Source organism: Pantoea nemavictus, assembly GCF_037479095.1.
GTDB lineage: Bacteria > Pseudomonadota > Gammaproteobacteria > Enterobacterales > Enterobacteriaceae > Pantoea > Pantoea nemavictus.
In genome coordinates this window covers 1255461-1270805 of sequence record NZ_JBBGZW010000001.1, presented here as the reverse complement: position 1 = coordinate 1270805, position 15345 = coordinate 1255461, and the positions used below count along the sequence as shown (strand labels likewise).

Below are 15345 nucleotides of genomic sequence, written 5' to 3'. Positions count from 1 at the left end.
TGATTTTAAGAAATAAAACCAATGCGTTATCAGGATGGCGGCTTAACAAAACTCAACGCGATTTCATCATTAGCCTGTATGAGGTCGCTCCAGAGAAGAAGTGAATAATCTCACTGATTATTCACTGTAAAAGCCGGTGTCCGCGGATGCCGGGCATTTTTATAGAACTGCGCGGGATCTCAATAACATGAATAATATCTCAGTAACCCCCAAAGGTGGGACCATTGCTTCTGAGCTGAGTGGAAATCAAGTTAATTTAACCGCTCCTAGTGTAGTGAAGCTGCATCTTAATCAGTCTGATATTAAGTCTTTCACACGCAATGGTAATGATTTAGTTGTCACCACAAAGTCTGGTGAAGTGGTTGTTATTCATGGTTTTTATAGCCCGAATGGCGATAGCGATCTGGTCCTGCAGGACGATCGCGGCGCGATGTGGTGGGTGGAAGATCCCGGTACAGAAGGTTTCCAGTATGTCTCTATCGACAGCACCGAAGGTCTGTTAGCGGAAAACACCACCAATGACGGCACCATTGCCGCCTTCGGTATCGGTGGTGCAGCGCTGGCCGGTATCGGCGCGCTGTTTGCTGGCTCTGGCGGCGGTGGCGGAAATGCCTCACCTGGAGATAACGGTGGCAATCCCACTAACCCGACCAATCCCGACACCACACCACCAGCCCTAGTGAGCGATGTGGTGGTTACGGACGCCGTTGGCCCCTATCAGGGCACGATCAGTGCAGGTGGCATCACCGACGACAATACGCCAACGTTAAGCGGAACCGCAGAAGCGGGTGCCATCATCCGCATCTATGACGGCAATACGCTGATCGGCTCAGTGACCGCAGGTGCCGATGGTAGCTGGAGCTTCACCACGCCTACGCTGACGGATGGCCAGCATAGCCTGAGCGTGACCGCAACCGATGCCGCTGGCAATACCAGCGCGGCGTCAAATCCCGTAGGTTTCACCGTTGATACCGTAGCGCCGGATGCCGTGGCGGGTTTGTCCGTGGTGAACAACAGCGGCGCTACTGCGCTGCCGATCACCAACGGCGGCGCCACCAATGACACCACGCCACAGCTGAGCGGTACCGCAGAAGCGGGCAGCATCATCACCATTCGTGATGGCAATACGGTGCTTGGCAGCGTTACCGTCGGTAGCAATGGCGCATGGAGCTTTACCAGCCCAGCGCTGAGCCAGGGTAGCCATACGCTGAGCATCACTGCCACCGATGCGGCGGGTAATTCCAGTACGCCGACCACCATCACCTTTACCGTGGATACCCAGGCGCCTGCCGCTGCTACGGAGCTGTCACTGAGTGATAACTCCGGCAATAACTCAGGCAATGTGCCAAACGGCTCCTCCACCGATGACAATACGCCAACCCTGAGTGGGCGCGGTGAAGCAGGCGCAGTGGTGAGCGTTTATGACGGGCAAACCCTGCTCGGCACGGCGGTGGTGGGAGCAAATGGCAGCTGGAGTTTCACCACGCCAACCTTGAGCAACGGTAGCCACAGCTTAACGGTTACCTTGACTGATGCCGCCGGTAACGTCAGTCCCGCGTCGCCTGCATATGAAGTCAATGTTCAGGCCGGTATTCCGCCAGCCACCACCTCATTTGAAATCACCGATGATACCGGTAGCACGCTGGTGCAGCTTAGCAACGGTGCCAGCACCCACGACAACACGCCAACGCTGAGTGGCCTCGCCACCGCCGGGGCGCTTATCACGCTGTACAACGGCACAACCGTGCTGGGTAGCGTGGTGGCGGGCAGTGATGGTCAGTGGACCTTTACTCCAGGCACTTTGGCTGATGGTTCTTATGCTCTTCACGCCTCGGTGACTGATACCGGCGGCAACGTGACGCAAACGCCGACAATTTCCATCACTATCGATACCGTCGCCCCAGCGGCGGCTGGCGGCATACAGCTGAGCGATAACGATGGCAGCACGCTGCAACCGATCGCTTCCGGTGGCGCCACCAATACCACCACGCCGGTGCTCAGCGGCACCGCCGAACCGGGCAGCACTGTGACGGTGCGTGATGGCAGCACCGTGCTGGGCACGGCAACTGTCGGCAGCAATGGCACATGGAGCTTCACCTCGCCGACGCTGACCGAAGGCAACCACAGCCTCACCACTACCGTGACCGATGCGGCGGGTAACGTCGGTCCGGCTTCCAGCCCAATCACCTTCACGGTTGATACCCAGGCGCCAGCGGGTGCCAGCAATGTGGTGATCAGCGATAACGTCGGCAGCACCACAGGCCCTATCACCGCAGGCGGTACCACCGATGACAACACCCCGACCTTAACCGGTAACGGTGAGGCGAATGCCATCGTCAAAATTTATGACGGCACCACGCTGATTGGCAGCGTTACCGTGGGCACCAATGGCAGCTGGAGCTTTACCACGCCAACCCTGAGTAACGGTAGCCATTCGCTGAGCGTCACGCTGACCGACGCGGCGGGCAACGTCAGCCCGGCCTCCCCCGATGTTGAATTCACCGTCAATGCGGGCGTGCCGCCAACTACCAGTACGCTGGAGATCACCGATGACAGCGGCAGCACGCTGAAAGTGCTGCCTGAGGGTTCCAGCACGCAGGACACCACGCCAACCCTCAGCGGGCTGGCTGCGGCCAATGCGGTCGTTGAGTTGTACAATGGCACCACGCTGCTGGGCAGCACCGTCGCCGGTGCGGATGGCCAGTGGAGCTTCACGCCAGCGGCTCTGGCCGACGGCACTTACGCCTTCCACGCGGTTGCCACGGATACCAGCGGCAACGTGACCAATTCCGGCACCATCAACATCACCGTTGATACCGTGGTGCCGGATGCGGCGAGCGGGGTGGCACTCACCAATGATGCTGGCAGCATTACGCAACCCGTCACCTCCGGCAACGCCATCAATGATGCAACGCCGGTGTTGAGCGGCAGCGCGGAAGCGGGCAGTACCGTCACGATTCTGGATGGTACCACCGTGCTGGGAACCGTGACGGTGGGCAGCGATGGCAACTGGAGTTTCACCACGCCAACGCTGGCGGAAGGCAATCACAGCCTGACCACCACGGTGACCGATGCGGCGGGCAACGTCAGCCCGGCCACGGCACCGATCGCCTTTAGTGTTGATACCGTCGCGCCAGCGGCGACCAGCGGATTGGTCGTCACGGATAACGTTGGCAGCAGCACCGGCCCGTTAACCTCCGGCACCATTACCGATGACAGCACGCCAACCCTGAGCGGCACAGCCGAAGCGGGAGCGGTGGTGCGCGTCTATGACGGCACCACGCTGCTCGGCTCAGCGACGGTTGGCAGCAACGGCAGCTGGAGCTTCACGCCAGATGCCGCGCTGACCAATGGCCAGCATAGTCTGACCACCACGGTGACCGATGCGGCGGGTAATGTCAGTCCCTCTTCGCCGGTATTTACACTCAATGTCGATGCTGGCGTACCGGCCACCAACAGCTTGCTGATTGTCAGCGACGACAGCGGCAGCACGCTGGTGGAACTGCCAAACAATTCCAGCACCAATGACACCACGCCAATTTTGAGTGGCCAGGCAAGCGAGGGCGATCTGATCACCCTGTACAACGGCACCACGATTATTGGCAGCGTGGTGGCGGGCACCGATGGGCAGTGGAACTTCACGCCAGCGGCGTTGGCTGATGGCAACTACGCGTTCCACGCCACGGCCACCAATCCAACAACCGGTGTTGAAACCGATACGCCGACCATCAACATCACCATTGATACCGTGGTGCCAACCGCGCCAGCGGATGTGGCGCTGACCAATGATGCAGGCGATCCGATTCCTGCCGGCAGCAGCACTAACGACAATACGCCAACGCTGAGCGGAACCGGTGAAGCCGGTGGTACGGTCACCGTCTCCGATGGCACCACCGTGCTCGGTACCACCACGGTGGGCAACGATGGCAACTGGAGTTACACCACGCCTCCGCTAAGCGATGGTAATCACAGCCTGACCTCAACCGTCACCGATCCGGCGGGCAATACCGGCCCAGCGTCACCGCCGGTCACCGTCACCGTCGATACCCAACCGCCAGCGGCGGCAGGCAATGTACAGTTCAGTAACGATGACGGCACGCCGATTGCCGCAGGCGGCACCACCAATGACACCACGCCAACGCTGAGCGGCACCGCCGAGCCAGGTAGCACCGTAACCGTCAGCGACGGCACCACCGAGTTGGGGACGGCGACTACCGGCAGCGATGGCAACTGGAGCTTTACGCCAACCGATCCACTGAGCGAAGGGCAGCACAACCTCAGCACCACCGTCACCGATCCGGCGGGCAACGTTGGTCCAGCATCGTCGGTGGTGATAGTGATTGTCGATACCACGGCACCGGCCGTTGCCAGCGATCTGCAGCTCAGCAATGATGGCAGCGGCACGCTGGTACCGATAGCCGATGGTGGCACCACCAATGATTTGACGCCGGTACTCAGCGGGCGCGCTGAACCGGGCAGCATCGTGACGATTCTCGACGGCACTAGCGTGCTGGGTTCGGTGGCCGTCGGCAACGATGGCAACTGGAGCTTTACGTCACCCGCGCTGGATCCGGGCGCACACAGCCTGACCACCACGGTGACCGATGCGGCGGGCAATACCGGCGCGGCGAGTACGCCACTGACCTTTACCCTCGATGTCACCACGCCGCCAGCACCCGGCGGTGTGCAGCTCAGCAACGACACCAGCGGCACGCCAGTTCCGATTAACTCAGGCGCGGCGACCAATGATGCCACGCCGGTGTTGAGTGGTACCGCAGCGGAGGGCAGCACTATTACCGTCTCTGATGGCGGCACCGTGCTGGGCACCGTTACCGTCGGCAGCGGCGGCGAGTGGAGCTTTACAACGCCAGCCCTGAACGAGGGTAACCACAGTTTAACCGCGACGGTAACCAGTCCGGCGGGCAATACCAGCGCGCCATCGACGCCGATTGTGGTCACGGTAGATATCACACCGCCAGCTGCGGCTACGGGTCTGCAACTGAGCAATAACGACGGTGCGACGCCGCTACCGATTGCCGCTGGCGGCACCACCAATGACACCACGCCAGCCCTGAGCGGTACGGCCGAAGCGGGCAGCATCGTAACGGTACGTGATGGCACAGACATTATTGGCAGCGCCACCGTAGGCAGCGATGGCAGCTGGAGCGTTACGCCAAGCCAACCGCTGGCGGCAGGCGAGCATACGCTCACCGCCACCGTCACCGATCCGGCTGGCAACGTTGGGCCAACCTCAACGCCGATCACCGTCAACATTGATACCACGCAGCCACCGGCAGCAGGCGACGTGGCGCTCAACAATGACAATGGCGGCACGCCAGTGCCGATTACCTCCGGCGGCGCGACCAACGACACCACGCCGGTGATCAGCGGCACAGCAGCCGCAGGTAGCACCGTCACGGTGCTGGATGGCACCACGGTACTGGGCACGGTGACGGTGGGCAGCGGTGGAACCTGGAGCTTCACCACGCCAGCCCTGAGCGAAGGCGCGCATAGCCTGACCACCACCGTGACCAGCCCGGCGGGCAACGTCAGCGATCCGTCTACGGCGATCGCCTTTACGGTGGATACGCAGCCACCGGCCACCTCAACCGGGCTGCAGCTGAGCAATGATGGCGGCACGACCATCGCTGCCGGCGGCATCACCAACGACAACACTCCTATCCTGCGCGGCACCGCGGAGGCGGGCAGCACCGTCACGGTGCGTGATGGCACAACCGTATTGGGCACAGCAACCGCGGACACTGACGGCAACTGGAGCTTCACCCCAGCTACCGCGCTGGGTGAGGGCGCGCACAGCCTGACCACCACCGTGACCGATCCGGCTGGCAACAGCAGCGGTGCTTCCACAGCGATCGCCTTTACCGTGGATACCACACCGCCAGCCGCCGCCACCGATCTGCAACTCAGCAATGACAGCAGCGGCACAGCGGTACCGATTGATACCGGTGGCCGCACCAACGACACCACGCCAGTATTGAGCGGCAGCGCCGAAGCGGGCAGCGTGGTGACGGTAAGTGATAATGGCGCGGTGCTGGGTAGCACCACGGTTGGCACCGATGGCAAATGGAGCTTCACACCAACCACACCACTGGATGCGGGTGGACATAGTCTCACCACCACGGTGACCGATACGGCGGGTAACGTCGGCCCGGCATCACCGGCGGTGACGGTGACCATTGATACCGAAGCACCGCCAGCAGCTACTGACGTGGAACTCAATAACGATCAGGGCAACACGCCAGCGCCAATTGCTTCCGGCGGCGCGACCAACGACACCACGCCGGTGCTGAGTGGGAACGCGGATCCGGACAGTATCGTGGTCGTGCGCGATGGCACTACCGTGCTCGGCACGGTGATTGTCGGAAACGACGGAGCCTGGAGCTTCACCACACCGGCGCTGAGCCAGGGCGAGCATAGCCTGACGGCGACCGTCACCGATGCCGCAGGCAACAGCAGCGCACCGTCCACGGCCATCACCTTTACTGTGGATACCGAAGCGCCGTCGGCAGCCACCGGTCTGCAGCTGAGCAATGATTCAGGCGGCACCGCGGTGCCCATCGCCGTAGGCGGTTCCACCAACGACACCACGCCGGTATTGAGCGGTAGCGCCGAAGCGGGCAGCACGGTGACTATCTCTGATGGCAGCAACGTGCTGGGTTCGGTGGTGGTAGGCAGCAGCGGCAACTGGAGCTTCACTTCGACGGTGCTCGGCGAGGGGCCGCATAGTCTGACCACCACGGTGACCGATCCCGCCGGTAACGTTAGCGCGCCATCGGCGGCGCTCAACTTCAGCATCGATACCACACCGCCGGCAGCACCAGACGCGCTGGAGCTGAGTAATAACAACGGCAGCACGCCGGTGGGGATTGATGGCAATAGCACCACTAACGATGCCACGCCGCTGCTCAGCGGCACCGCCGAAGCGGGCAGCACCGTCACGGTACGAGATGGCACGCAGGTGCTAGGCAGCGCGATTGTTGGCAGTAATGGCCAGTGGAGTTTCACCACGCCAACGCTGGGTGAGGGCGGCCATAGCCTGACGGCGACGGTGACCGATCCAGCTGGCAACGTGGGTCCCGCATCCAGCGCGATTGCCTTTACCGTGGATACCGTTGCGCCGGTGGCGGCGACGGGCCTTGAACTCAACAATAACAACGGCGGCACGCCGGTGCCGATTGCCAACAACGGCACCACCAACGACAGCACGCCGCTGTTGAGCGGTACGGCGGAAGCCAACAGCATCGTTATCGTTTCTGATGGCACCACGGTGTTGGGCAGCGCCATCGCCAATGCGCAGGGCGACTGGAGCTTCTCACCCACCCTGACTGACGGTACGCATAATCTGAGCGTGACGGTGCGCGATGCGGCGGGGAATACCAGCCCGGCAAGCAGCGCGATTACCGTCACCGTCGATACCGTAGCACCGCCAGCCGCAACCGGACTGACGCTGACTAACGATATCGGCACGCCAGTCACTATCCCGAACGGCGGCCTCACCAATGACAACACGCCAGTGCTGAGCGGTTCGGGCCAGGCGGGCAGTATCATTACCATTGCCGATCAAAATGGCGTGCTGGGTTCCACCACCGTGGGAGCGGGCGGTACATGGAGTTTTACGCCGCAAACGGCACTGGCGGACGGTACGCATACCTTCAGCGTTACGGCCAGTGATGCGGCGGGTAACGTCAGCGCACCTGCCACCATTGGCGTAGTGATCGATGCCACTCCGCCGGCAGTCGCGGGGAATATTGTCGCCAGCAACGATGAAGGCACTTCACCGGTTGCCATCACCAACGGTGGCTTCACCAATGACAACACGCCGTTCCTGAGCGGTACGGCAGAAGCGGGCAGCACCATCATTATTCGTGATGGCACTGAAATCCTGGGCAGCGCTTCGGTGGGTAGCAACGGGCAGTGGAGCTTTAGTTCACCGCAGCTTGATGATGGCGAGCACAGTCTGACCACCACCGTTGTCGATGCGGCAGGTAACGCGGGCCCCGCTTCCACGGCGATCGAGTTTACCGTTGATACCACCGTACCTACGCCAGCCACGCTGGTGGTGAGTAATGACAACAGCGGTGCGCCGGTGCTGGTGCCTAACGGCGCAAGCACCAGTGACAACACACCGCTGCTGAGCGGGGCGGCAGAAGCGGGCAGTCTGGTGACCATTTACGACGGTAATATCGTGATTGGCAGCACCACGGCGCTGGGCGACGGAAGCTGGAGCTTCAGTTCGCCTGTGTTGACGGATGGTTCGCACACGCTGACCGCGACAGTGACCGATGAAGTGGGTAATGTCAGCGCGCCTTCCGCCAGCTTTACCGTGGTGGTGGATGTTACGCCACCGCAGCCGGCTGACGATCTGCTGCTGCAGAACAACAATGGCGGCACGCCGGTCACGATTGCTGACGGCGGCATCACCAACGACAGCACGCCAGCCATCAGCGGCACGGCTGAAGCCAATGCCGTGGTTAGAGTCTACGACGGCACCACGCTGGTGGGTTCGGCGATAGCGGGCAGCAATGGTGCGTGGAGCATCACCACCACGGCGCTCTCGAATGCCACGCATACGTTGAACGTCAGCGTGACGGATGCAGCGGGTAACGTCAGTTCCAATGCCTCGGTATCGCTGACGGTGGACACCTCAACGCCAGCACAAGTGCCGAGCTTTGCTGTCTATAACGATGCTAATACCACGCCGGTGCAGGTCGCGAATGAAGGGGATACCAACGACAACACGCCAGTGATAAGCGGTACCGGTGTGGCGGGCACCACCATCAATGTTTACGAAGGACCTACCCTGCTCGGCACCACTACGGTGGGTGATAACGGCACATGGAGCTTCCAAACCACGACCTTGTCGGATGGCCAGCATAGCTTCACCGTGTCGGTCACTAACGCGGCGGGTACCACCGGGCCTGAAGCGACGCCGATTACCGTCTATATCGATACGTCGGTGCCGGATCCGATCACCCTCGCTGATTTGACGGTAAACGACAACGTAGGCGGCAGCACCGGTCCATTGACCAACGGCGTCACCACCGATGACAACACCCCAACCTTTAGCGGTACAGCAGAGGCGGGCAGTCGAATCTCGATTTATGATGGCACCACGCTGCTGGCTACCGTCAACGCGGTTGGCGGTAACTGGAGCTATACGCCGGGTACCGGGCTCTCTAACGGCGGGCACAGTTTCACCTTCACGGTAACCGATGCGGCGGGTAACGTCAGCGCGGTGAGTAGTCCGGCGTTTACGCTGAACATTGCCGCCGATCTGCCACCCGCCACCAGCACGCTGGTGATCACCGATGACAACGGCACCACGCCGGTTGAGTTGAGCAACGGTGCCAACAGCAATGACAGCACGCCGGTCTTAACCGGTGCCGCTGAGGAAGGGGATGTGATCACCATCCATGATGGCGCTACCGTGCTGGGCAGCGTTACCGTTGGCAACACTGGGCAGTGGAGCTTTACGCCTACGCTAGCCGACGGAACTCACAGCATCTATGTCACGACAGTAAATTCAGCCGGTAATCCGGGAGAATCTTCACCGCCGGTGAACTTCACTATCGATACCGGAGTACCGCTCGCCGCCACCAATCTGTCTGCCGCCAATAACAACGACGGCATCACAGTACCGATTGCTGACAACGGTATCACCAACGACAGCACGCCACGGCTGGCAGGACTGGCCGAAGCCAACGGTATTGTCACGGTTTATGATGGCAACACGGTGATTGGCTCTACGGTCGCCAACGCTAGCGGTGAGTGGACCTTCACCGCGCCAACCCTCAGCCAGGGCGGGCATGTGCTGAGTGTTACCGTCACCGATGCGGCGGGCAACGTTGGACCGCGCTCGGATGTGGTGAATCTCACCGTGGATACCCTTGCGCCAAACGCCTCAACGCTGGTGGTCAACAACGACGAGACCGGTGCGGTGGTGCCGAATGGCGGCGCGACCAACGATAATACGCCAACCCTGAGCGGTACGGCGGAAGTGGGCAGCGTCATCACTATTTACGATGGCACCACGCTGCTGGGTTCAGTGGCTGCCGGCGCGGGCGGGGACTGGAACTTCACCACCGCAGTACTGGGTGACGGTAGCCATGCGCTGTCCGTGCGCGTGACCGATGTTGCAGGGAATACCAGCGTAGCGTCCAGCACGGCAACGGTGATCGTTGATACTGCAGCTCCTGCAGCCGTCAGCGGTCTGGCTGCGGCTAACAACAACGGCAGCTCACCGGTGGCGATTGCCGCTGGCGGCACTACCAACGACAGCACGCCAGCGCTGAGCGGTACGGCGGAAGCCGGTAGCATCGTTAAAATTTTCGATGGCGCCAACCAGATTGGTTCAGTTACTGCAGGCAGCAACGGTGCGTGGAGCTTCACCTCGCCAACGCTCGCTGATGGTCTGCATACGCTGACGGTGACGGCGACCGATGCAGCAGGCAATGTCAGCCCAGATGCCTCGATCAGCCTCACGGTGATCACCGCGGCACCAACGCCCGTCACCAATCTGCTGGTCTCTGACAACGTGGGTGCCACTACCGGTAACCTTAGCAACGGCGCTTCAACCGATGACAACACGCCAACGCTGAGCGGAACCGCCACGGCGGGCAACGTGGTGATCATCTCGGAAGGTAGCACGGTGCTGGGTTCTGCGGTTGCCGGCAGCAACGGCGCATGGAGCTTCACCACTGCCGCACTGAGTGATGGATCGCATCCATTGAGCGTGACGGTGCGCGACGCGGCGGGCAACACCAGCACCGCGACCAACTTCACGGTCAATGTGGATACGGTGGCACCGGCCAACGCAACGCTGCTGGTCACTAACGATACCAACGGTACCACGGTGCCGAATGGTGGATCGACCAACGACAGCACGCCAACGCTGAGCGGCACGGCGGAAGCGGGCAGCCGCGTTTCGATTTATGACGGCACAACGCTGCTGGGCACCGCAACGGCAGGAAGCGGCGGGGCATGGAGCTTCACCACCGATGTTCTGACCCAGGGCGCGCATGCACTGAGCGTGACGGTGACCGATGCGGCCGGTAACGTCAGTGGCAGCACCGCGGCGACGGTGAATATTGATACCGTAGCGCCGGTGGCGATCACCGGGCTGGCGGCGGCCAATAACAACGGCAGCACGCCGGTAGCGATTAACGCGGGTGGCAGCACCAACGACAATACGCCAGCCCTCAGCGGTAGCGCAGAAGCGGGCAGTCTGGTGATCATCCGTGATGGTACGGCGATTATCGGTTCGGTCACCGCAGGCAGCAACGGCAGCTGGAGCTTCACTACGCCAACCCTGGCGGACGGAGCACACACCCTTAACGTCACGGCGACCGATGCAGCGGGCAACGTCAGCCCGAATGCTGCGTTCGCCCTGACGATTGATACCGTGGCACCGTCACCGGTGACTAACCTGGTGATCAACGATAACGTCGGCACGATTCAGGGACCGCTGGCTAATGGTGCGGTAACCGATGATGCCACGCCAACGCTGAGCGGCACGGCGGAAGCCAATGCAATTGTCACCATCTATGACGGCAGCACGGTGCTGGGTTCGGTGACTGCTGGAGCCGGCGGTGCCTGGACCTTCACCACCGCCACACTGAGCAACGGCGTTCATCCGCTCAGCGTAACGGTGAAAGATGCCGCGGGTAATACCAGCGCGGCTACCACGCCGGTCTCCATCACCGTAGACACGGTAGCACCGACGGCATCAACGCTGGTGATCACTAACGACGTCACCAACACCACGGTGCCGAGCGGAGGAGCCACCAACGACACCACGCCAACGCTGAGCGGCGTGGCCGAAGCGGGCAGTCGAGTCACGATTTACGATGGCGCTGCGCCGCTGGGTACGGCGATTGCCGGCAGCGACGGCAGCTGGACCTTCACGACCGGTGTACTGACCACCGGCCCGCATCCACTGAGCGTCACGGTAACGGATGCGGCGGGTAACGTCAGCGGCACCACCTCGGCCTCGGTGATTATCGATACCACGCCACCGGCGGCGGTCACCAATCTGGTGGCAGCCAACAACAACGGCAGTACGGCGGTGACCATTCCGAACAATGGCGTGACCAACGACAGTACGCCGCTGTTAACCGGTTCGGGTGAGATTGGTGCGAAGATCAGCGTTTACGACGGGACAACGTTGCTCGGCACCACCACGGTGGGCAGCAACGGCACATGGAGCTTCGTCTCCACTGCGCTGAGTAATGGCACCCACACGCTGAATGTGACGGCGACGGATGCGGCGGGCAACGTCAGCCCAACCACGTCCACCACCCTGAGCATTGACACCGTGGCACCGAATCCGGTCACCAATCTGGTGATCACCGATGATGTCGGGACGATTCAGGGCCCCCTGGCCAACGGCGCCTCTACCGATGACGCCACGCCAACGCTGAGCGGCACGGCGGAAGCGAACGCCATTGTCACTGTCTACGATGGCACCACCGTTCTCGGTTCCGTGACGGCGGGCAGTACTGGCGCATGGACCTTCACTACCGCGACGCTGAGCAACGGCACCCATCCGCTCAGCGTAACGGTAACAGATGCGGCAGGTAACACCAGCGCGGCTTCGGCGACGGTCTCTATCATCGTCGATACCGTTGCGCCAGCGGCGTCAACGCTGGTGATTACCAACGACGTCAGCGGCACCGTGGTGCCGAGCGGCGGTGCCACTAACGACACCACACCAACGCTGAGCGGTTCGGCGGAAGTGGGCAGCAGAGTGTCGATCTTCGATGGCGGCACGCTGTTAGGTACCGTGACCGTTGGCAGCGGCGGGACCTGGAGCTTCACCACCGCCACGCTCGCTCAGGGCACCCATCCGCTGAGCGTCACGGTGACCGATGCGGCCGGTAACGTCAGCGGCACCACCACGGCCTCGGTGACGATCGATACCGTGGCTCCGGCGGCGGTAACCAACCTTGTTGCCGCTAACAACAACGGCAGCACCGCGATCGCTATCCCGAATAACGGCGCGACCAACGACAGCACACCGCTGTTGACCGGTAACGGCGAAGTGGGGGCAAGGATCAGCGTTTACGATGGCACCACGCTGCTCGGCACCACCACAGTAGGCAGCAACGGCAGCTGGAGCTTTATCTCTACTCCGCTGAGCAACGGCACGCACACGCTGAACGTGACGGCAACCGATGCGGCGGGCAACGTCAGCCCGAACGCCTCGACTACCTTGCGCGTTGACACGGTGGCGCCAGCGGCCAGTTCACTCACCATCACCGACGATGCGGGCAGCACGCCAGTGACGTTGGTTAACGGTGCTTACACTCGCGATACCACGCCGGTCCTCAACGGTACGGCGGAAGTTGGCGCGATTGTCACCATCTATGATGGCACCACTGCGCTGGGTTCCGTGACGGTGGGCGCAGGAGGAACCTGGACCTACACCACCGCAGCGCTGGCGAACGGTGCGCATCCGCTGAGCGTGACGGTAACTGATGCGGCGGGCAACGTGAGTACCGGCAATACGGCGGTGACCGTCAATGTCGATACGGTGCCACCGGCGGCGGTTAGTGGTCTGGCGATTAACGATGCCGGTACCACCGTCACCGGTAGCGGTGAGGTGGGCGCCATCGTCACCGTGCGTGATGCGGGCGGCAACGCCCTCGGCACGGCGACCGTCGGCACGGGCGGCACCTGGTCGGTTAGCCTGAGTACCGCGCAGACCACCGGAGCCTCGCTGTCGGTGATTCAGACTGACCGCGCGGGTAACGTCTCCACCAGCAGCCCGCTGACCGGCGCGATTCGTATCGTGGCGGCCAACGATGTCAACGAAGTGGATTACACCACCCAAACCGGCACGCTGAACAATGGCACGACCAGTGTGTCGCACACCGCGCTGCTTACGGTTGGGCTCGGCAATGTGCTGCAAGCCAGCGTATTGACCAATGGTAACGCCTACATGTTTAACGTGGGGCCGGATGACACGCGTACGGTAACGCTGAACGGTTCAATCAGCAGCGTGGGTTTGTTAACCAACTATTCATTGAATCTGTATGAGCAGCAAAGTAATGGTACCTGGCTGCTGATTAACAGCACCACTAACTACCTCGGTGCCGTGTTGTCGCTGGGAACGTTGAAAGGTGCCAACGTGACCTATAACAATCTGGGTACCGGCAACTACGCGGTGATCGTCGCTTCAACCGTTAACGTCAGTCTGCTGCCAACCTCCACGATTAGCACGGTGTCAGACATCACGACGCTGGCAGTGACAGTCGCGGCAACGGTCACCGGTAACTTGCTGACCAACGACACCAGTTCGCTGGCGGGCACCATTCCTAATGGCACAGCAGTGACGGCGGTATCGGGCAACGTGGTGGCGGCGACGGGCAACACCGTGATCAATACCACTTACGGCACCCTGACCATCGATTCACACGGTAACTACACCTATGCACTGAAGGCGGGTCTGAATATCGATACCCTGCCAGCGGCGGATACTTTTACTTACTCGGTAAGGGATGCGAGCGGTGCGTTGACCTCGGCCAGCCTGACGGTGAATTTGCACAATGGTGCGTCGGCGACCTCGTTGTTGGCAGCTAACAGCTTGTTTGCTGACACCACCAGCGGCGACCACGATGCCAGCGGCAGCATCTACGGTTCATCAACGGCGAGCCATACGGGAACCTTGAGTATCACTAATGAACACGGTGATATCACTACGGTTCACAGCGTGGGTACCACGGCGATTGCCGGGGACTTTGGTGTGCTGAGTATTGCCGCCAACGGTAGCTATACCTATGCGCTGAATGCCGGCGTGGATGGACAATCGCTCACCCACAAAGAGGTGTTCAGTTATACCCTGGCCGCGAATGACGGCACCATCACCAGTCAGTCGTTCACCATTGAGCTGCATCCAACCATCACAGGCACAGCGGGGGCTGACACGCTGACCGGCGGTGCCTACGACGACACCATCACCAGCGGTGCCGGCGCAGATACGTTGGTGTATCACTTACTGGCGAGCGCGGATGCCACCGGCGGTAACGGTCACGATACCTGGACCGACTTCAATGTTGCGCAAGGCGACAAAATTGATGTCAGTAACTTGCTTATCGGCTGGAATGATTCCACAAGTAATATTAATGATTTCGTGAAAGTGGACCATACTTCAGATGGCAATACGGTGCTCTCAATTGACCGTGACGGTACCGGTACGGGTTACAGCGCGACTCAACTGATTACGCTGGAAGGCGTGAACGTTTCTCTGGAGGAGCTGCTGCAACAACCGCACCAAAACCACACGGTCTAACGGCTATGTGACGCAGGGATGCAGTAAGGGCACAG

1 protein-coding gene is annotated in these 15345 nt (G+C 61.3%); it reads left to right on the top strand.

Annotation, left to right across the window (positions count from 1 at the left end; translation table 11 throughout):
- Nucleotides 1–187: 187 nt before the first annotated feature.
- On the top strand, nucleotides 188–15310 hold the full coding sequence (locus tag WH298_RS05735) for an Ig-like domain-containing protein (protein WP_180822420.1): 15123 nt from the start codon (nucleotides 188–190) through the stop codon (nucleotides 15308–15310).
- Nucleotides 15311–15345 lie beyond the last annotated feature (35 nt).

Bases quoted from the DNA above. Each gene is read 5' to 3' on its own strand.
- WH298_RS05735 (WP_180822420.1), top strand. From the start codon at position 188: ATGAATAATATCTCAGTAACCCCCAAAGGTGGGACCATTGCTTCTGAG.